Source organism: Mesorhizobium sp. WSM4983 (assembly GCF_029625765.1).
Lineage (GTDB): Bacteria > Pseudomonadota > Alphaproteobacteria > Rhizobiales > Rhizobiaceae > Mesorhizobium.
In genome coordinates this window covers 21,412-42,077 of sequence record NZ_JARTVM010000007.1, presented here as the reverse complement: position 1 = coordinate 42,077, position 20,666 = coordinate 21,412, and the positions used below count along the sequence as shown (strand labels likewise).

The 20,666-nt window shown below is 64.4% G+C and carries 16 protein-coding genes and 1 pseudogene; 10 read left to right on the top strand and 7 right to left on the bottom strand.

Going from position 1 to position 20,666, the window contains the following annotated elements:
- Window positions 1-12 precede the first annotated feature (12 nt).
- Together P9254_RS19385 and P9254_RS19380 are read left to right on the top strand one after the other, a co-directional pair.
- Window positions 13-1,689, top strand: a complete 1,677-nt coding sequence (locus P9254_RS19385; protein ID WP_442920333.1) for a long-chain fatty acid--CoA ligase — start codon at window positions 13-15, stop codon at window positions 1,687-1,689.
- Window positions 1,686-2,396, top strand: a complete 711-nt coding sequence (locus P9254_RS19380) for a class I SAM-dependent methyltransferase (protein ID WP_278057241.1) — start codon at window positions 1,686-1,688, stop codon at window positions 2,394-2,396. The genes P9254_RS19385 and P9254_RS19380 overlap by 4 nt, the downstream gene beginning before the upstream one ends.
- On the opposite strand, the gene P9254_RS19375 is transcribed toward P9254_RS19380, so the two are convergent.
- On the bottom strand, window positions 2,397-3,122 hold the full coding sequence (locus P9254_RS19375; RefSeq protein ID WP_095799277.1) for an HAD family hydrolase: 726 nt from the start codon (window positions 3,120-3,122) through the stop codon (window positions 2,397-2,399).
- A gap of 5 nt (window positions 3,123-3,127) precedes the next feature.
- Window positions 3,128-4,771 carry a glucose-6-phosphate isomerase gene (gene pgi / locus P9254_RS19370; protein ID WP_278057240.1) on the bottom strand — a complete coding sequence of 548 codons (1,644 nt, stop codon included), beginning with the start codon at window positions 4,769-4,771 and terminating at the stop codon, window positions 3,128-3,130.
- A gap of 304 nt (window positions 4,772-5,075) precedes the next feature.
- On the opposite strand from pgi, the gene pdxR reads away from it, so the two are divergent.
- Both pdxR and P9254_RS19360 read left to right on the top strand, forming a co-directional pair.
- Complete coding sequence (pdxR, locus tag P9254_RS19365; RefSeq protein WP_278057239.1) at window positions 5,076-6,569, top strand: MocR-like pyridoxine biosynthesis transcription factor PdxR; 1,494 nt, start codon at window positions 5,076-5,078, stop codon at window positions 6,567-6,569.
- Window positions 6,570-6,790: 221 nt separating this feature from the next.
- Complete coding sequence (locus P9254_RS19360; RefSeq protein ID WP_127247585.1) at window positions 6,791-8,380, top strand: trimethylamine methyltransferase family protein; 1,590 nt, start codon at window positions 6,791-6,793, stop codon at window positions 8,378-8,380.
- Between the two features lie 18 nt (window positions 8,381-8,398).
- Here P9254_RS19360 and P9254_RS19355 read toward each other — a convergent pair whose 3' ends face one another.
- Together P9254_RS19355 and P9254_RS19350 are read right to left on the bottom strand one after the other, a co-directional pair.
- Entirely contained in the window at window positions 8,399-8,797 is a 399-nt protein-coding gene (locus P9254_RS19355) for a hypothetical protein (protein ID WP_278057238.1), read from the bottom strand.
- Window positions 8,798-8,929: 132 nt separating this feature from the next.
- Window positions 8,930-10,735, bottom strand: a complete 1,806-nt coding sequence (locus tag P9254_RS19350; RefSeq protein ID WP_278057237.1) for an IlvD/Edd family dehydratase — start codon at window positions 10,733-10,735, stop codon at window positions 8,930-8,932.
- Between the two features lie 178 nt (window positions 10,736-10,913).
- Here P9254_RS19350 and P9254_RS19345 point away from each other — a divergent pair.
- Window positions 10,914-10,985 (top strand): annotated as a pseudogene (locus P9254_RS19345) (carbon monoxide dehydrogenase); the annotation flags it as partial.
- A gap of 38 nt (window positions 10,986-11,023) precedes the next feature.
- Here P9254_RS19345 and P9254_RS19340 read toward each other — a convergent pair.
- On the bottom strand, window positions 11,024-12,202 hold the full coding sequence (locus tag P9254_RS19340; RefSeq protein WP_278057236.1) for an Mrp/NBP35 family ATP-binding protein: 1,179 nt from the start codon (window positions 12,200-12,202) through the stop codon (window positions 11,024-11,026).
- Between the two features lie 210 nt (window positions 12,203-12,412).
- On the opposite strand from P9254_RS19340, the gene P9254_RS19335 reads away from it, so the two are divergent.
- The gene (locus P9254_RS19335; RefSeq protein ID WP_067003624.1) at window positions 12,413-12,790 is read left to right on the top strand and encodes a VOC family protein; all 378 of its coding nucleotides are present in this window, start codon (window positions 12,413-12,415) and stop codon (window positions 12,788-12,790) included.
- 20 nt (window positions 12,791-12,810) lie between these two features.
- Here P9254_RS19335 and P9254_RS19330 read toward each other — a convergent pair whose 3' ends face one another.
- Window positions 12,811-13,815, bottom strand: coding sequence for an inorganic phosphate transporter (locus P9254_RS19330; RefSeq protein ID WP_067324384.1), 1,005 nt, complete (start codon window positions 13,813-13,815; stop codon window positions 12,811-12,813).
- A 3-nt stretch (window positions 13,816-13,818) separates the two neighbouring features.
- Complete coding sequence (locus P9254_RS19325; RefSeq protein ID WP_067003620.1) at window positions 13,819-14,460, bottom strand: DUF47 domain-containing protein; 642 nt, start codon at window positions 14,458-14,460, stop codon at window positions 13,819-13,821.
- A gap of 156 nt (window positions 14,461-14,616) precedes the next feature.
- Here P9254_RS19325 and P9254_RS19320 point away from each other — a divergent pair, with 156 nt between their 5' ends.
- From P9254_RS19320 to fdhF, 4 genes are all read left to right on the top strand, one after another.
- Complete coding sequence (locus P9254_RS19320; RefSeq protein WP_127247581.1) at window positions 14,617-15,516, top strand: LysR family transcriptional regulator; 900 nt, start codon at window positions 14,617-14,619, stop codon at window positions 15,514-15,516.
- 194 nt (window positions 15,517-15,710) lie between these two features.
- Window positions 15,711-16,190, top strand: coding sequence for a formate dehydrogenase subunit gamma (locus P9254_RS19315; protein WP_067003616.1), 480 nt, complete (start codon window positions 15,711-15,713; stop codon window positions 16,188-16,190).
- A complete protein-coding gene (locus P9254_RS19310) occupies window positions 16,187-17,743 on the top strand; it encodes a formate dehydrogenase beta subunit (RefSeq protein WP_095831261.1) in 1,557 nt (518 codons plus the stop codon). Before P9254_RS19315 ends, P9254_RS19310 begins: the two co-directional genes overlap by 4 nt.
- Window positions 17,744-17,753: 10 nt before the next feature.
- Window positions 17,754-20,666: a formate dehydrogenase subunit alpha gene (gene fdhF / locus P9254_RS19305; protein WP_278057235.1), complete on the top strand. Its 2,913-nt coding sequence runs from the start codon at window positions 17,754-17,756 to the stop codon at window positions 20,664-20,666.

The following is a 20,666-nucleotide window of genomic DNA, read 5'->3' as shown; positions in this document are numbered from 1 at the left end:
CTCGCGGCAGGGTTGCCGGAAAAGCCTTGGCTGAAAAACTACCCGAAGAACATGCCGGCGGAGATCGGTCCGCTGCCTTACGATTCCATCGGCGACTTCCTCGTCGGCGCCTGCAAGCAGTTCGCCAGCCGGCCGGCGTTCGTGTGCATGGGCAAGTCGATCTCCTATGCCGAGCTCGAGCGGCTTTCGGCGGCCTTCGGCGCCTATCTGCAGTCGAAGGGACTGGAGAAGGGCGCGCGCGTGGCGCTGATGATGCCGAACGTTTTGCAATACCCGGTAGCGATGATGGCCGTGCTTCGCGCCGGCTTCACGGTGGTGAACGTCAACCCGCTCTACACGCCGCGCGAGCTGGAGCATCAGCTCAAAGATTCCGGCGCGCAGGCCATCGTCATTCTGGAGAACTTCGCCAACACGCTGCAGGCGGTGATCGCCAGGACGCCGGTCAAGCATGTCGTGGTCGCGGCGATGGGCGACATGTTGGGCGGGCTGAAAGGCGCGATCGTCAATCTCGTCGTGCGGCGGGTGAAGAAGATGGTTCCCGCCTGGTCGCTGCCCGGCCACGTCAAATTCAACGCCGCGCTCAAGGCGGGCTCGGCAAGCGCCTTCAAGCCGGCGGCGGTGTCGGGCGACGATATCGCCTTCCTGCAATATACCGGCGGCACGACCGGCGTGTCGAAAGGCGCGACGCTGCTGCACCGCAACGTCTTGTCCAACGTGGCGCAGAATTCGCTCTGGGTGGAGGACGCCTATACGGTCAAGCCGAAGCCGGGGCATCTCAACTTCGTCTGCGCGCTGCCGCTCTACCACATCTTCGCGCTGACGGTGAACGCGCTGATGGGCATGCAGCAAGGCGCGCAGAACGTGCTCATTCCGAACCCGCGCGACATTCCGGGCTTCGTGAAAGAACTGCAGAAATACCCGGTCCACATCTTTCCCGGCCTCAATACGCTGTTCAACGCGCTGCTCAACAATGAGGATTTCCGCAAGCTCGACTTCAAGCCGCTGATCCTCACTCTCGGCGGCGGCATGGCGGTGCAGAAAGGCGTGGCCGAGCGCTGGAAGGCGCTGACGGGCTGTCCGGTGAGCGAAGGCTACGGGCTTTCCGAAACCTCGCCGGTGGCGACCGCCAACAAGTTCAGCTCCAGCGACTTTACCGGCACGATCGGCCTGCCGCTGCCTTCGACCGAGATCGCCATCCGCGACGACGACGGCAACAACGTGCCGCTCGGCCAAGTCGGAGAGATCTGCATCCGGGGTCCGCAGGTTATGGCCGGCTACTGGAACCGGCCGGACGAGACCGCCAAGGTGATGACCAAGGACGGGTTCTTCAAGTCGGGCGACATGGGCTTCATGGATGAGCGCGGCTACACCAAGATCGTCGACCGCAAGAAGGACATGATCCTGGTCTCCGGTTTCAACGTCTATCCGAACGAGCTGGAAGAAGTCGTGGCGCAGCACCCGGGCGTGCTCGAAGTGGCGGCGATCGGCGTGCCGGACGAGCACTCCGGCGAGGTGCCGAAGCTGTTTGTGGTCAGGAAGGATCCAGCGCTCACCATCGAGACGCTGACTGTCTATTGCCGCGAGAACCTGACCGGCTACAAGCGGCCGAGATACATCGAATTCCGCGCCGAACTGCCGAAGACGCCGGTCGGCAAGATCCTGCGGCGCGCGTTGCGGGAGCAGATTTGAACGAAAATGTTGCCGGCCTGACGCCAATACATCGCGCCGACCTCGACCCCGCCGAATTCATCAAGGCGAACATGCGGCTTCAGCCGGTGCCGTCGCTGCCTGAAATCCGGCTCTATACGGCCCATCCCGGCAGCGGGCTGAGGCGGCTGCTGGAGCCGGAGGACGGCTCGCATGAGCACGCGGCCGAGCCGCAGCCGCCCTACTGGGCCTATGCCTGGGCGGGCGGCGCAGTGCTGGCGCGCTATGTTCTCGACCGGCCATCAACCGTTGCGGGCCGGCGCGTGCTCGACCTCGGCGCGGGTTCCGGCCTTGTCGGTATCGCCGCGGCGCGAGCCGGGGCTAGGGAAGTGACCGCGGCGGAGATCGACCGCAACGGCATCGTCGCGCTCCGCCTCAACGCGGAGGCCAACGGCGTCGTCATCATCATAATCGGCGAGGACATCAGCGCCGGTCCGCCGCCGTCGGTCGACATTGTGCTCGCCGGCGACGTTTTCTACGGGCAAGCGGTCGCGCGGCGGATCGTCCCCTTCCTCGACCGCTGCCTTGCCGCGGGCATCGAGGTGCTGGTCGGCGACCCGGGCCGCGCCTGGCTACCCAGGCGGCGGCTTCGCCTGCTTGGCGAGTATCAGGTGCCTGATGTCGGCGGAAACGGCGGTAGCGCGCCGAAACCGAGCGGGATATTTGCGTTCCTTCCCAGCGAGCCCTGATCAGCCCGCCGGCACACTCATCCGCGCGGCGAGAAAATCCGGCAAGTCGGCGACCGAATCCAGGATGACGTCGGCCATCGGCGACAGCGAGTCACGCGTGCCCGTGCCGGAAAGCACGCCGATCGCCAGGCCGCAGCCGCCGGCACGCGCCATTTCGAGATCGTGGCGATTGTCGCCGACCATGGCGATCTCGCCGGGCTTCAGTCCCGTCAGATCGCAGAACGCGATGACCGTGTCTGGCGCGGGCTTCGGATTCGCGACCGCATCATAGCCGAAGGCGGCGTCGAAGAGCTGCGCGACACCGAGCGTGGCGAGCGTCTTCTCGGCGCCGCTGGTGGAATCGTTGGTGGCGACGCCCAGCCGGAAGGATCGCTTGTGCAGCGCCCGCAGCGATTCGACGATACCGGGCAGCGCGACAGCCATCGACGAGCCCTGAACCGAAGTGATCTCGTTGAAGCGGGCGACGGCCAGCATCTGGTCCTCCTCCGACAGGCGCGGGAACCAGAGCTCGACGACGTCCATGTTCGAGCCCGAGGCAAAGATCGAATCGGGCTTGAAGCGCTTGTTGACGAAATCGAAGCCGGCGGCGGCGAGCAACCTGTCGGCTTTCCAGCGATCGCCTTCGGCGGCGTCCATGGCCATGAAATCGGCAATGCCGAGCCAGGTAGCGTTGAAGTCGACAAGCGTGCCGTCCTTGTCGAACAGAATTCCCTTGATATCCGCCAATCCTTTTACTCCGCGCCGCGCAATTGGTGGATATGAGCCACCAATCCGGCAGTCGAGGCGTCGCGTTTTGCGGCAGTCTCCTTGCCTTCCACGACAGGCAGCAGGCCTGTCGCCAGTTCCTTGCCGAGTTCGACACCCCACTGGTCGAACGAGTTGATGTTGAACAGCGTGCCTTCGACGAAGACGCGATGCTCATAGAGCGCGATCAGGCGACCGAACGTGCGCGGATCAAGCTTCCGGTAGAGGATGGTGAGCGACGGACGGTTGCCCGAAAAGACGCGATGCGGCGCGATGCGATCGACATCGGCGGGCTTCATGCCCTTGGCCAGCATCTGCGCGCGCGCCTCTTCCAGCGTGCGGCCCTTCATGAAGGCTTCCGACTGCGCCAGGCAATTGGCAAGCAAGAGATCGTGGTGGGTCTTCAGCTCGGGCTCGTGGCTGACGGCTGCGGCAAGAAACTCGACCGGGATGAAATCGGTGCCCTGGTGCAAAAGCTGGAAAAAGGCGTGCTGGCCGTTGGTACCGGGCTCGCCCCAGACCAGCGGGCCGGTCGGCGTCGTCACCGGGCCGCCGTCCAGTGTCACGCTCTTGCCGTTCGATTCCATATCGAGCTGCTGCAGATAGGCCGGCAGGCGCGACAGGCGCTGATCGTATGGAATGACGGCGCGGGCCGGGTATTTGCAGACGACGCGGTGCCACCAGCCGATCAGCCCCAGCAAAACAGGCAGGTTCTTCTGCAGGGGGGCCGAGCGGAAATGCTCGTCCATCTCATGCGCGCCGTCGAGGAAGGCGCGGAAATTGCGCGGGCCGATGGCGATCATCACCGGCAGGCCGATGGCGCTCCAGACCGAGTAGCGGCCGCCGACCCAGTCCCAGAAACCGAAGACGCGGTCGGAGGCGATGCCGAACTTGGCCACTAGGTCGAGCGAGGTCGAGACGGCGGCGAAATGCTTGCCGATCGCTTGATTGCCCAGCGCCTTTTCCACCCATCTGCGCGCCGTCTCGGCATTGGTCATCGTCTCGACAGTGGTGAAAGTCTTGGAGGCGATGATGAACAAAGTCGTCTCGGGAGACAGGCCCTTCAGCGTGTCGTGGATATGGGCGCCGTCGACATTGGAGACATAATGCGCACGCGGGCCGTCATGGTAGGGAGCGAGCGCCAACGTCGCCATCGCCGGGCCAAGATCCGAGCCGCCAATGCCGATATTGACGATGTCGGTGATCTTCTTGCCGGTGGCGCCGGCCGCCTCGCCGGAGCGGATCGCATCAGCGAAGGCGCCCATTGCGTCGAGCACGGCGATCACATCGGCCTTGGTGTCCTGGCCATCGACCACGACGCTCTTGCCGGTCAGATTGCGCAGCGCCGTGTGCAGCACGGCGCGGTTTTCGGTGATGTTGATCTTCTTGCCTTCGAACATCGCGGCGCGTCGGCCTTCGATGTCGGCGGCGCCGGCGAGCTTCTCCAGCATTGCCATCGTGTCGGCGTCGACCGCGCATTTCGACCAGTCGAGCAGAAGATCGCCATCGGTCGCGGAGAATTTCTCGAAGCGCTTGGGATCGGCGGCGAAGGCTTCGCTCATCGTGCCCTTGGCTGCCGCGCGCTGCTCACGCAGGGCGGTGACCTGCTTGTCGAAGGCTGACTGATCCAATGGTGGCTCCTGGCGGGTTTTCAGACCATTTTAACAGGCCCGATGTTTCCGGCGCGTGTCGTCGCGACAATGTATTGAGCCGGATTTCCGTTTCGTTCAAGCGCGGCAGTGACGCACTGCATCACGCTTTTATGATGCCCCGCAACATCCGCTTCCCTGGCGGACGCGCCCCTTTCGTGACCAATGGATCACTGGCATAAATCCCAGCGATCAGAAAAATTGATTGGCGCAACCCCTTGTGCCACCCCTACACTCGACTGGTCCAGCCAAGTGAAAACAGCTGGCCATCCGAGGATGATCTCCCATGCCACAGCGCAATGACACGGCCATATGGTCCGGCCTGTTCCGGATTTCGGCCGAATCCGGACAAACTCTCCAGGCACAGATCCGCCAGGCGATCGTCGCAGCCATCCTCGACCGGCAGATCGCCGCTTCGATGCCGCTGCCATCCTGTCGGATTCTGGCGGAAAAACTGGGCGTTGCCCGCGGCACGGTGGTGCTTGCCTTCCAGCAGCTGGTCGACCAAGGTTTTCTTGTGGCGCGCGAGCGGCGCGGCCACTTCGTCAACCCTGAAGTGCTGGCCACCCCCGCCAAGCCGCACCAGAAGGCGCCCGACCAGCAGAATGAGATCGACTGGAAGGCGCGTCGGCAGATCGCCGCCAGCGACATGCCGCCGCCGGCCAAGCACGACAACTGGATCAAGTCCTCCTACCCGTTCGTCTACGGCCAGTTCGATCCGGCGCTGTTTCCGACCGCGGAATGGCGCGAGTGCAACCGCATGGCGCTCGCGGTGCTGGAGATCCGCAACTGGGCATCCGACATGGTCGACCGGGACGATCCGCTGCTCATCGAGCAGATCCAGGCCCGGCTTTTGCCGCGCCGCGGCATCTTCGCCAATCCGGACGAGATCATCGTGACCCTGGGCGCGCAGAACGCGCTCTATATGCTCGCCTCGCTGTTGATGACCAAGGGCTCGAAGGTGGCAATGGAAGACCCCGGCTATCCGGATGCCCGCTCGATCTTCCGGCTCGCCGGCGCAGATATCCAGCCGGTCCCGGTCGACCAGTCGGGCATCGTGACCTCGGCGATTCCCAGCGATTCCGGCTTTGTCTTCGTCACGCCCAGCCATCATTGCCCGACGATGGTGCCGTTGTCCGCCGAGCGGCGGCAGGATTTGCTGGCGTGCGCCAACCGCAACAACCAGATCATCATCGAGGACGGCTATGACAGCCAGCTTCTCGACGAGGCGCCGCAGCAGGCGCTGAAGAGCCTCGATCGCTCGGGCCGCGTCATCTATGTCGGCTCGATGTCGAAGACGCTGGCTCCGGGTCTGAGGCTCGGCTACATCGTCGCTTCGGCAGGACTGATTGCCGAGCTTCGCGCGTTGCGTCGCTTCATGCTCAGGCATCCGCCGGCAAACAACCAGCGCGCCGTTGCGCTGTTTTTGTCGCTCGGCCATCACGAGGCGCTGGTGCGCAGGCTCTCCGCCGCCTTCGACGAGCGGCGCAAGCGTCTGGTCCATGCGATTTCCGCTTTCCTGCCAGAATGGCGCTCGACCGACTCGGCGGGAGGCACATCGTTGTGGCTGGAGGGCCCGCGCGGTACCGATTCACGAGGGCTCGCCGAAGCGGCCGCTTCCCGCAGCGTCATCATCGAACCCGGCGACCGGTTCTTCGACCGCAGCGAAAAGCCCTCGCGTTTCATGCGTTTGGGCATCTCCTCGATCTCGCTGCAGCACATCGAGCCCGGGATTCGGGAGCTCGCCACAGCCGCCGGCCGCAGGCCCGCTGCCGCCTGATCACCACGGACTGCCACATCAAGAGCCGGCGTTTTTGCCGGCTCTTTTATTTTGGCGCGCCTCAACGCTTTAGCATCCTGGCATATTCGACGGGATTGACTGGCTCATAGGCTGTGCCAATGCCGACGGCATAGTCGAGGCACAAAGGGGACGAGGCAGGCCGATGGTGGACCAACCGCCGCGCATCCTGCCCCTGAAAAAGCAAAGGTGGAGTGCTTTCCATGTCAGTGGCTCTTGAGAAGCAGGAAACGACGTCGGACCAGCGTTCGCGGCGGTCCGGCGGGCGCGAAGCGCGCCGCGCGATGCGGGCAGCACCGCTCGCAGACGATATCCGTCCGGTGCGACCCGGCCTCGAAGGCGGCAGCTACGGACCATTGAGCCAGAACGACAAGGAACGCATCCATGAAGCGGTGTTGACGCTTCTGGAGACGGTGGGCTTCGCCAACGCCATCCCCTCCTGCATCGAGGCGCTGACCCGGGTCGGGGCGAGCTACGGCGACGACGGCCGCATCCGCCTGCCGCGCGCGCTGGTCCTCGACACGATCAAGAAGGCGGCGCGCCATTTCACGCTCCACGGCCAGGATCCCAAGCACGACATGGTGATCCAGGGCAAACGCGTGCACTACGGCACGGCGGGCGCGGCGGTGCATCTGGTCGATGTCGAGAAGCGCGAATATCGCGAATCGCAGCTGCAGGACATCTATGACGCCGCCCGTCTCGTCGACGGGCTCGACAACATCCATTTCTTCCAGCGCACCATGGTGCCGCGCGATATTCCCGATCCGCTCGAGATGGACTTCAACACGCTCTATGCCTGCGTACTGGGGACATCCAAGCATGTCGGCACCTCGTTCACCGTGCGAGAGAACGTCAAGCCGGCGCTGGAAATGCTCTATGCGATCGCCGGCGGCGAGGAGAATTTCCGGGCGCGGCCTTTCGTGTCGAACTCGAACTGCTTCGTGGTGCCGCCGATGAAATTCGCCGAGGACGCCTGCGGCGTGCTCGAAGCCTGCGTCGAGGGCGGCATTCCGATCCTGCTCTTGTCGGCCGGCCAAGCCGGCGCCACAGCTCCCGCTGCGATTGCCGGCGCCGTCGTGCAGGCGGTGGCCGAAGTGCTGATGGGCCTGGTCTATGTCAACGCGATCAAGCCCGGCCATCCGGCGATTTTCGGCACCTGGCCGTTCGTCTCCGACCTCCGGACCGGCGCCATGTCCGGCGGTTCGGCCGAGCAGGCCGTGTTGACCGCGGCCTGCGCGCAGATGGCGCAATATTACGACCTGCCGGGCGGCTCGGCCGCGGGCATGACGGATTCGAAGCTGCCCGACATCCAATCCGGCTATGAAAAAGGCATCACCGATGTGATGGCCGGTCTTGCCGGCCTCAACCTCATCTATGAATCGGCCGGCATGCATGCCTCGCTGCTCGGCTTCTGTCTCGAAAGCCTGATCATCGACAACGACATGCTCGGCCACTGCCTGCGATGCGTGCGCGGCATCGAGGTGACGGATGAGGCGCTGTCGATCGACACGATCGCCGATGTCTGCCTCAAGGGCCCGGGCCATTATCTCGGCAACGAGCAGACTTTGAAGCTGATGCAGACCGAATATTTTTATCCCGCAGTCGGCGATCGCTTCTCGCCCAAGGAATGGAATGAGAAGGGCCGGCCCGACATTTTGCAGCGGGCGATCGCCGAGAAAAAGCGCGTGCTGGCCGAGCGCTTTCCGCGCCATGTGTCGCGGCTCGTCGACGACAAGCTGCGCGCGCGCTTCGGCGAGATGATCAAGCTGCCGCGCAACAAGATGGGCGGCTGATCTTTCCGCTCTCGCAGATCACTCCGCACGCAGCCGATAGCGCTCGACGACTTCGGCGTTGATCAGCTTCGCATGCAGCGTCAACAGCACGATCTGCGCATCGAGGCTGTCGCCGGCATCGAGCACGGCCTCGATGCGGCGCTCGGCTTCCAAAGTGTGCTCCCTGCCATTGGCCCGCTCGAAGGTTTCCGGTCCGGCGACGCAATAGCCGCAGAGTTGCGCCACCGATTGATAAGCCTGGGGCGGCGGCTCCTCGGGCCAATGATCCTTCATCAGGTTGACGATGGTGAGCTTGACGCCCTCAGGCACCAGTGCCGGATGCAAGTCGGCCTTGCGCAAGGCGTCGTCGAGCTGGCGCAAGTCGCCCGAACGGCCGAACATGCCGAAGAAGCCGAGGGAAGAGCGCCGTTTCGCCATATAGAGCCTCCCTTCGTGGGACCGCCGAGATCGGGCTAATCTGTAGATGCCCCGCGGCCGAAACAAGGGCCATGAGAAAGGGCGGTCCGCCGGAAAGCGGACCGCCCTTCGATTTTTCGCCGTGCTCTGAATTCAGTGGTTGTCGCGCGGGACGCCCCTGGTGTGCGCGACATCCTGATATTTCACCGCCGGCTTCAGCACCATGCCGGCGGAGAACTGGTCGACCATGCCGCGCTGGATCTCCTGCCAGGGCGTCTGGTGCTCGGGATAGTCATAGCCGCCATTGCCCTGCAGCGCTGCCCGCCGCCTGGCGATCTCCTCGTCGCCGACAAGGATATTGGCGGTGCCCTTCCTCAGGTCGATGCGGACGCGGTCGCCGGTCTTGAGCAGCGCCAGCCCGCCGCCGACCGCTGCCTCCGGCGAGGCGTTGAGGATCGATGGCGAACCCGACGTGCCGGACTGGCGACCGTCGCCGATGCAGGCCAGCGAATGGATGCCCTTCTTGATGAGATGGGCCGGCGGCTGCATGTTGACCACCTCGGCGCCGCCCGGATAGCCGACCGGGCCGGCGCCGCGCATGAACAGGATCGTGTACTCGTCGATGCCCTGCGCCGGATCGTCGATGCGGGCGTGGTAATCCTCCGGGCCGTCGAAGACCATGGCGTTGCCTTCGAAAGCCTCCGGATCGTTCGGGTTCGAGAGATAGCGTTCGCGGAATTCGGGCGAGATGCCGCTGGTCTTCATGATGGCGGAATCGAACAGATTGCCCTTGAGGTTGATGAAGCCGGCATTGCTCTTGAGCGGCTTGTCGACGCCGCGGATGACATCGTGATTTTCGTTGACCGCGCCGCGGCAATTGTCGCCGATCGACTTGCCGTTGGCGGTGATCGCGTCGGGGTGCGGCAATAGTCCGCCCTTCAGCAGCTCCGCCACGACGGCCGGCACGCCGCCAGCATGGTGATAGTCCTCGCCGAGATACTCGCCCGTCGGCTGCAGGTTGACGATCAGCGGCACGTTAAGGCCGATGTTCTGCCAGTCGTCATTGTCGAGCGGCACGCCGAGATGGCGGGCGATGGCATTGAGGTGGATCGGCGCGTTGGTCGAGCCGCCGATGGCCGAATTGACGACGATGGCATTCTCGAACGCCTGGCGGGTCATGATGTCCGACGGCTTCAGGTCCTCATGCACCATATCGACGATGCGCTTGCCGGTCTCGTAGGCAATCTGGCCGCGCTCGCGATAGGGCGCGGGGATCGCGGCCGAGCCCGGCAGCTGCATGCCGAGCGCTTCGGCCAGCGAGTTCATAGTGGTGGCGGTGCCCATGGTGTTGCAATAGCCGGTCGACGGCGCCGAGGAGGCGACGATGTCCATGAACTCGTCATAATTGATCTCGCCGGCCGACAGCCGCTGGCGCGATTCCCAGACGATGGTGCCGGAGCCGGTGCGCTTGCCCTTATGCCAGCCATTGAGCATCGGGCCGACCGAAAGCGCGATCGCCGGAATGTTGACGGTCGCCGCCGCCATCAAGAGCGCGGGCGTAGTCTTGTCGCAGCCGATGGTCAGCACGACGCCGTCGAGCGGATAGCCGTAGAGCACCTCGACGAGGCTGAGATAGGCGAGGTTGCGGTCGAGCGCCGCCGTCGGCCGCTTGCCGGTCTCCTGGATCGGGTGGCACGGGAACTCGAAGGGGATGCCGCCCATCGAGACAATGCCTTCGCGCACGCGCTTGGCGAGCTCGAGATGGTGCCGGTTGCAGGGCGAGAGATCGGAACCCGTCTGCGCGATGCCGATCAGCGGCTTGCCCGACATCAGCTCGGCGCGGGTCAGCCCGTAATTGAGATAGCGCTCGAGATAGAGCGCCGTCATGCCCGGGTTGTCGGGATTGTCGAACCACTCCTGCGAGCGAAATTTCTTCTTCTTGGTGGGGGCGCCTGCCATCGTGGTCTCCGTATTTGTATGACAAATCGATATGACAACGCGCTCATGCAGGCAAGAGGCAGACACGCCGCAGACCCGCACTTTGGTGCGATAGACATAGAAAGGGCCGCGGCCTAGGACCAATCGAGGCCAGCAATCCGGGAGGTCTTGATGGCCTTGGTGATAAGGCGAGGAGCGGATCGCCGCACCCGTCGAGAAAGTGTGGGACGCCCTCAACGACCCGGAAATCCTGAAGGAGGCGATTCCCGGCTGGAAAGGAAATCGGACACCTAGCTGCGGCCCGGCGAATTACTCGAACACGATGCTGGGCACTGCCGCCTCGGCGGCGCCGCGTTCCTCTTGGACCCTGTCCCATACCCTCGCGGCGATATCGCGATAGATCTTCGCCTCGGCGCCGTCCGGCTTGGATGCGACCACCGGGGCGCCGGCGTCCGAGCTTTCGCGGATGCCCATCTCCAGCGGCACCTCGCCAAGGAAGGTGACGCCGAGCCGTTCGGCCTCGCGGCGCGCGCCGCCATGGCCGAAGATGTCGTAGCGCCTGCCGGTGTCGGGCGCGAGGAAATAGCTCATGTTCTCGACGATGCCGAGCAGCGGCACGTCGACCTTCTTGAACATGTTGAGGCCCTTGCGCGCATCGATGAGCGCCAGGTCCTGCGGCGTCGAGACGATGACGGCACCGGCCAGCGGCACCTGCTGGGCCATGGTGAGCTGGGCATCGCCGGTGCCGGGCGGCATATCGACGACCAGCACGTCGAGCGGTCCCCATTCGACCTCGCGCAGCATCTGGGTGAGCGCCGACATGACCATCGGGCCGCGCCAGATCATCGGCGTCTCCTCGTCGACCAGGAAGCCCATCGACATCACCTTGAGGCCGTAATTCTGCATCGGCTTCAGGATCTTGCCGTCGACCGTCTGCGGCCGGCCGTGAATGTTGAGCAGCCTCGGTATTGACGGCCCGTAGATATCGGCATCGAGCACGCCGACGCTTAGCCCATTGGCGGCAAGGCCGAGCGCCAGGTTGACGGCGGTGGTCGATTTGCCGACGCCGCCCTTGCCGGACGCGACCGCGATGATCGCATCGATGCCGGGCACGCCGCGTTTGCCGTGACTGTGAGAAGCCGGCGCCTGCGGGCCAGGACGCTGCGGCGCTGCCTGGGGAGCAGGTCGTGGCGACGCTGCTTGCGAAGCCGGCCGAACCGGCGCCTCCATGCCACCGCCCTTCTTCTCCGCCGTCAGCGCGACGACGGCGTTGGCGACGCCGGGGATCGCCTTGACGACACGCTCGGCGGCGGCGCGCAGCGGCTCCATCTCCTGGGCGCGGGCGGCGGGAACGGTAATCGAGAAAAACACCTTGGAATCGGCGATGAAAATCTCAGATACCAGGTCGAGGTCGACGATGTTGCCGGTGAAGTCCGGTCCATTGACCGTCCTCAGGCGCTCGATGACGGTTTCCTTGGTTACAGCCATGGTCTTTCCTCGGAGTTTGGCGTTCCAGATAGTGCAGTTTCCCGGCAGAACCAAGCCGTGGCGCAATGGCTCGTCCGGCGTGCTCCGGAAAACGACCGGTGGTGTCGGATTTGCCCGAGCGCGTCCCGATCCGCCGATTGCCATGGCCAATCGATCCAGGGGCCCTATCTCGGTTGCCATGAGCGACGGCAACCGGAAAAGGAGACTGTCATGCTCGCAAACAGCAACGCAGCGGCCAATGTGGCGGTGAAAGACCTTTCGAGAGCGCAGGGCTTTTACGAAGGAACGCTGGGCCTCAAGCCTGTCGACGACATGGCCGGAGAACTGATCGTCTACAAAAGCGGAGACACGGTCATCAACGTCTATCGTTCAGAATTCGCCGGTACCAACAAGGCGACGGCGTTGACCTGGACGGTCGGCGACCAGATCGGCGCCATTGTCCAGGCGCTGAAGTCGAAGGGCGTCACCTTCGAGCGCTATGAGATGCCCGGGCTGACGCTCGAGGGCGATGTCCATGTCGGCTACGGCATGAAGGTCGCCTGGTTCAAGGACCCGGACGGCAACATACTGTGTCTTGCGGGCGAGTAGATTTCAGCACCAGCTTTGCCTCAGACCGCCAGGCGCGTGACAAAATAGGTCAACGCCGAAATCGCCGCCGTCGCCGGCAGGGTGATCACCCACGCCACGACAATGTTGCCGGCAATGCCCCAGCGCACCGCCGAGACGCGGCGGGCAGCACCCACGCCGATGATGGCGCCGGTGATTGTATGCGTGGTCGAGACCGGGACACCGAGCCAGGTGGCGGCGAACAACGTTATCGCCCCGCCGGTCTCGGCGCAAAAACCCTGCATCGGGTTCAGCCGAGTGATCTTCGATCCCATCGTGTGCACGATGCGCCAGCCGCCGAAGAGCGTGCCCAGCGCCAATGCCGACTGGCAGGTGATGACCACCCAGAACGGCACGTGGAAGCTCTGGCCGAGCATGCCTTGCGAATAGAGCAGCACGGCGATGATGCCCATGGTCTTCTGCGCGTCATTGCCGCCGTGCCCCAGCGAATAGAGCGAGGCAGAGAAGAACTGCAGGACGCGAAAGCTGTTATCGACCGCGAACGGCGTCTGCCGAACGAACAGCCATGAGACGATGAGGATAAGGACAAGCGCCAGCACGAATCCGGTCGCCGGCGAGAGCACGATCGCCGCGGCCGTCTTGCCGAGCCCGGACCAGACGATGGCCCCCGGGCCGGCCTTGGCGACGCCGGCGCCGACCAACCCGCCGATCAGCGCATGCGAGCTGCTCGACGGAATGCCGGCGATCCAAGTGACGATGTTCCAGACGATGGCTCCGATGAGCGCGGCGAAGATAACTGCCGGAGTCACGATCTCGGCGTCGACGATGCCCTTTCCCACCGTCTCGGCGACATGCAGACCGAAGAACAGGAAGGCGATGAAATTGAAGAAAGCCGCCCAGAACACGGCATAGTGCGGCCTCAGCACGCGGGTGGAGACGATAGTCGCGATCGAGTTGGCGGCATCGTGCAGGCCGTTGAGGAAATCGAAGAACAGCGCCACGGCGACGAGGCCGACCAGCAGGGGAAAGGCGATCGCGGCGTCCATCTGTTAGACGTTCTCGATCGCGATGCCGCTGATCTCGTTAGCGACGTCCTCGAAACGGTCGACCACCTTTTCCAGCTGGCCGTAAATCTCCGAGCCGATCAGGTAGGCCATAGGGTCGCTGCGGCCGTGCCGCTTGAACAGGTCCTTCAGGCCCTGCTCGTGCAGGTCGTCGGCGCGGCCCTCAACGCGCATGACTTCTTCGGCGATGGCGTTCAGCCGCGCGGCGTTGGCGCCAACCTTGCCGAGCAGTGGGATGGCCTCTGCTACCAGGCGGGCGGCCTCGACGATGACGCTGCCCATTTCCCGCATCAGCGGATCGAATTCCCTCATCTCGAACAATTTCACCGTCTTGACGGCCTTGTGCATCGTATCGATGGCATCATCCATCGACTGGATCAGATCCTTGATGTCGCCGCGGTCGAAGGGCGTGATGAAGGAGCGCCTGACGGCAAGCAGCACCTCCGCGGTGATCCCGTCCGCTTCGTCCTCCAGATCGACGATCGTCTGGCACCAGCGGTCGATGTCCCGGCCCTGGAGAAGCTGCTCAAGCGCCTCGGCGCCGCCGACCACCGTGCGCGAATGCCGTTCGAACAGTTCGAAGAAGCGATCCTCGCGCGGCAACAGTCTGCGAAACCAACCCAGCATCTGCTCCTCCCTGCTTCCGCCTACCCCACATAGCGCCATGCGCGGCGCGGGAAAACAGATAAGCCGGCTCAAAAATGTGGATGAGATCCTATCGTTCATCCGCCTTGCGAAGCAAAGCGATTTCCCCGACCTTGGGCAGACCGTGGATCGGATGACATGATCGACAAGCTGGAATTCTTCATCGCTTTAGCCAGGGAAGAGCATTTCGGCCGCGCCGCCGAGGTGTGCGGCGTCACCCAGCCGACGCTGTCGGCCGGCATCAAGCAGCTCGAGGAGCAGCTCGGCGTCATGCTGGTGCTGCGCGGCTCGCGTTTCCAGGGTCTGACGCCGGAAGGCAAGCAGGTGCTGGTTTGGGCGCGCCGCATCGTCGGCGATTCAAGGACCATGCGCGAGGAGATGCGGGCGGCGCGCCACGGCCTGTCCGGCCGCATCCGCATCGCCGCCGTTCCGACGGCGCTCGCCATGGTGGCGCGGCTGACGACGCCATTCCGCGACAAGCATCCCGGCGTCACCTTTTCGGTGCTGTCACGGACCTCGATCGAGGTGCTGACGCTGCTCGGCAATCTCGATGTCGATGCCGGCATCACCTATCTCGACAACGAGCCGCTGGGGCGGGTAACCAGCGTGCCGCTCTATGACGAGCGCTACCAGCTGATCACGGCGGTCGGTAACCCCTTTTCCGACCGCGACAAAGTGACGTGGGCAGAGATCAGCCAGTTGCCGCTCTGCCTGCTGACGCCGGACATGCAGAACCGCCGCATCATCGACCAGCATCTGGCGGAAGCCGGCGTGCAGGTGCGGCCGACACTGGAATCCAACTCGATGATCGTGCTGTTCTCGCATATCCGGACCGGCAAGTGGTCATCGATCATGCCGCTCAACCTTGCGGAAACATTCGGCTTTTCCGAACCGATCCGGGCCATTCCGATAGTCGATCCGGATGCCAGCCACACGGTCGGGCTGGTGGCGGCGCCGCGCGAGCCGCACACGCCGCTGGTGCAGGCGCTGCTGGACGAGGCAATGGCGCTGGCAGACGATTTCCGTTCCCACCGCTAGGCTAGACAATGCGGGCTCAGCGTTTCTGATAGAAAATTTCTATCAAGCGACGAGACTGCTTTATTGATCTCGGAGGTTTCCTCTGATTTCATAAGGACTTAGCGATATCGCGCCCTGTGCATGTCGTTGCCCCAAAACCGCTCTATATTTTGGGGTGACATATGTGTTGGCGCCACGGCCAGGGAGGGCGCTGCATGCCGATGCAGCCTGCAAGTACCGAGATCGCGTCGCGCATAGCGGCGATCATCGAGGAGTTGAAGGACCTCGAAGGTCCGTTGCTGCCGATTCTCCACGGCATCCAGGAAGAATTCGGCCATGTGCCGCAGGCGGCGCTTCCGGTCATCGCCGACGGGCTGAACCTCTCGCGAGCGGAGGTGCATGGCGTCGTCACCTTCTATCACGATTTCCGCGCAAAGCCGGCCGGCCGGCATGTGCTGAAGCTCTGCCAGGCGGAAGCCTGCCAGTCGATGGGTTCGGAAGCCGTCGCCACCAAGGTCAAGCAACTGCTCGGCATCGATTTTCACGAGACCGCACGCGACGGATCGGTTACACTGGAGCCGGTCTATTGCCTCGGGCTTTGCGCCTGCTCGCCGTCGGCGATGCTCGACGGCGAAGTGATCGGCCGGCTCGACGACGAGAAGATCGAAGAGATCGTCGCGGAGGTGCGTTCATGATCCCGCGCATCTACATCCCTGCCGATTCCGGTGCTCTGGCGCTCGGCGCCGAAAAGGTCGCCAGGGCGATCGAGAAGGAGCTCAAGGAGCGCGGCGTCGAGGCCAAGATCGTGCGCAACGGCTCGCGCGGCGCCTATTTCCTGGAGCCGATGGTCGAGGTTGCGACCGCCGAGGGCCGCGTCGCCTACGGGCCGGTCAAGCCGTCTGACGTGAAAAGCCTGTTCGACAGCGGTTTCCTCAAGGGTGGCCATCACAAGCGCTGGCTGGGTGCGCCAGACAAGATCCCCTTCCTCGCCAAGCAGACGCGGCTGACCTTCGCGCGCTGTGGCGTCATCGACCCGCTGTCGCTCGACAGCTATAAGTCGCATGGCGGTCTGAGAGGCCTGCAGAACGCGGTCGCCATGGCGCCGGCCGAGATCGTGAAACAGGTGACCGAGTCCGGCCTGCGCGGCCGCGGCGGCGCCGGCTTCCCGACCGGCATCAAGTGGAAGACGGTTCTCGATACGAATTCCGAACGCAAATATATCGTCTGCAACGCCGACGAGGGCGACAGCGCCACCTTCGCCGACCGCATGATCATGGAGGGCGATCCCTTCGTGCTGATCGAGGGCATGGCGATCGCCGGCATCGCCACCGGCGCGACCAAGGGCTTCGTCTATATCCGCTCGGAATATCCGCATGCGGTGGCGACGATGAACAAGGCGGTCGCGATCGCCCGCAAGGCGGGCGTGCTCGGCGTCAATGTGCTGGGCTCGCCCAACGCCTTCGACATGGAAATCCGCGTCGGCGCCGGCGCCTATGTCTGCGGCGAGGAAACCTCGTTGCTCAACAGCTTGGAAGGCAAGCGCGGCGTGGTGCGCGCCAAGCCGCCGCTGCCGGCGATCCAAGGGTTGTTCGGCAAGCCGACGGTGATCAACAACGTGATCAGCCTAGCCTCCGTGCCGATCATCATGGACAAGGGCGCCGCCTACTACAAGGATTTCGGCATGGGCCGTTCGCGCGGCACGATCCCGATCCAGATCGCCGGCAACGTCAAGCATGGCGGCCTGTTCGAGACGGCCTTCGGCCTGACGCTGGGCGAAATCGTCGACGAGATCGGCGGCGGCACGGCTTCGGGGCGGCCGGTGAAGGCGGTGCAGGTCGGCGGCCCGCTCGGCGCCTATTTCCCACGCGCGCTTTTCGACACGCCGTTCGATTACGAGGCTTTTGCTGCCAAGGACGGGCTGATCGGGCATGCCGGCATAACCGTGTTCGACGACAGCGCCGACATGATGAAGCAGGCGCGCTTTGCCATGGAGTTCTGCGCCATCGAAAGCTGCGGCAAGTGCACGCCCTGCCGCATCGGCTCGACGCGCGGCATGGAGGTTCTGGACAAGGTCGCCGCGGGCATCGAGGCGGAGAAGAACCTCGCTCTGGTCACCGACCTCTGCAACACGATGAAGTTCGGATCGCTCTGCGCCCTGGGCGGCTTTACGCCCTACCCGGTGATGAGCTCGATCACGCATTTCCCCGAGGATTTCAAGCCGGCGCCGACGCGCGTGGCTGCCGAATAGGAGCTGGCAGATGAACATCAAAGCCGACTTCCCGACACTCATCGAAGAGATCGACTACGGAACGCCGGAGTCGAGAGCGGCGAAGCAGGTGACGCTGACCGTTGACGGGCAAAGCATCACCGTGCCGGAAGGCACCTCGATCATGCGCGCGGCGATGGAAGGCGGGGTCGAGATCCCGAAGCTCTGCGCCACGGACATGCTGGACTCTTTCGGCTCGTGCCGCGTCTGCCTGGTCGAGATCGACGGCCGCGGCGGCACGCCCGCATCCTGCACGACGCCGGTCGGCGAGGGCATGGTGGTGCGCACGCAGTCCGAGCGGCTCGATGCCATCCGCCGTGGCGTCATGGAACTCTACGTCTCCGACCATCCGACCGGCTGGAACGAGAAGGCCGGAACCGGCGCCAGCGAGTTCGACGCGGTTGCGGAGTCGGTCGGTCTGACCGAGAACCGCTACGGCGTCGAAGGCCGCAACCACGTCAAGGAAGAAGGCGGCGTGGCGCCCGGCCATGGCTCGCTGGCGGTCGACTACATCGCCCGCGATGAGTCCAACCCCTACTTCACTTATGATCCGGCGCAGTGCATCGTCTGCTCACGCTGCGTGCGCGCCTGCGAAGAGGTGCAGGGCACCTTCGCGCTGACCATCGAGGGCCGCGGCTTCGAGTCCCGCATGGTCGCCGGCATGCATGAGGATTTCATCGCTTCCGAATGCGTGTCCTGCGGCGCCTGCGTGCAGGCCTGCCCGACCGACGCATTGCGCGAGAAGACCGTGCTCGAGAAGGGCATGCCGGAGCGCTCGGCCGTCACGACCTGCGCCTATTGCGGCGTCGGCTGCTCGTTCAAGGCGGAAGTGAAGGGTGACGAAGTCATCCGCATGATGCCCTACAAGGACGGCAAGGCGAACCACGGCCATTCCTGCGTCAAAGGCCGTTTTGCCTATGGCTATGCCACCCACAAGGATCGGATCCTGTCGCCGATGATCCGGGAGAAGATCACCGATCCGTGGCGCGAGGTGAGCTGGGGAGAGGCGATCGCGCATACCGCGAAGGAATTCCGCCGCATCCAGTACCAGTACGGACGCGGCTCGATCGGCGGCATCACCTCCTCGCGCTGCACGAACGAGGAGACCTATCTCGTCCAGAAGCTGGTGCGGCAGGGCTTCCGCAACAACAATGTCGACACCTGCGCGCGCGTCTGCCATTCGCCGACCGGCTACGGCCTCGGCCAGACCTACGGCACCTCGGCCGGCACGCAGGACTTCGACTCGGTCGAATACACCGACGTTGCCGTCATCATCGGTGCCAATCCCGCTACGGCGCATCCGGTGTTCGCCTCGCGGCTGAAGAAGCGGCTGCGTGAGGGCGCCAAGCTGATCGTGCTCGACCCGCGCCGCACCGAGATGGTGAAGTCGGCGCATGTCGAGGCGGACTACCACCTGCCGCTGAAGCCCGGCACCAACGTCGCGGTGCTGACGGCGCTGGCCCACGTCATCGTCACCGAGGGCCTGTTCGACGAAGCCTTTATCCGCGAGCGCTGCGACTGGGCCGAGTTCCAGGACTGGGCGTCCTTCGTCGCCCTGCCGGAAAACAGCCCCGAGACGGTCGGCAAGCTGTCCGGCGTCGATCCTGAAGCGATCCGGGGTGCCGCGCGCCTTTACGCCAAGGGCGGCAACGGCGCGATCTATTACGGCCTCGGCGTCACCGAGCACAGCCAAGGCTCGACTACGGTGATGGCGATCGCCAACCTCGCCATGGCCACCGGCAATATCGGCCGTCCGGGCGTCGGCGTGAACCCGCTGCGCGGCCAGAACAATGTCCAGGGCTCCTGCGACATGGGTTCCTTCCCGCATGAGCTGCCGGGCTATCGCCATATCTCCGGCGAAGCCGTGCGCGACATCTATGAGAGCCTGTGGGGCGTGAAGCTGGACGAGGAGCCCGGCCTGCGCATCCCCAACATGCTGGATGCCGCCGTCGACGGCTCATTCAAGGGCATCTACATCCAGGGCGAGGACATCCTGCAGTCCGACCCCGATACCAAGCATGTCGCCGCAGGGCTGGCCGCGATGGAATGCGTGGTGGTGCACGACCTCTTCCTCAATGAGACGGCAAACTACGCGCATGTCTTCCTGCCGGGCTCGACCTTCCTGGAGAAGGACGGCACCTTCACCAATGCCGAGCGCCGCATCAACATGGTGCGCAAGGTGCTGGAGCCGAAGGCGCGCTACGCCGACTGGGAGGCGACGCAGGAGCTCGCCCGCGCCATTGGGCTCGACTGGAACTACACGCACCCGTCTGAGATCATGGACGAGATCGCCAAGACGACGCCGAGCTTCGCCGGCGTCTCCTTCGAGCTGCTCGACCGTGTCGGATCGGTGCAGTGGCCCTGCAACGAGAAGGCACCGCTCGGCACGCCGATCATGCATGTCGACGGCTTCGTGCGCGGCAAGGGCAAGTTCATCCGCACCGAATATGTCGCGACGGACGAACGGACCGGCCCGCGCTACCCGCTGCTGCTCACCACCGGGCGTATCCTGTCGCAGTACAATGTCGGTGCGCAGACCAGGCGTACCGAAAACGTCGCCTGGCATGCCGAAGATCGGCTGGAGATCCATCCGCACGACGCCGAGAACCGCGGCATCCGCGAGGGCGACTGGGTGCGGCTGGCGAGCCGTTCGGGCGAGACCACCCTGCGCGCGCTGATCACCGACCGCGTGTCGCCCGGCGTCGTCTACACGACCTTCCACCACCCGGACACGCAAGCCAATGTGATCACGACCGACTTCTCGGACTGGGCGACCAATTGTCCGGAATACAAGGTCACCGCCGTGCAGGTGGCGCCATCCAACGGCCCGACCGAGTGGCAGAGGGACTACAACGAGCAGGCCAAGCAGAGCCGCCGCATCGCCCCGCTGGAAGCGGCGGAGTAG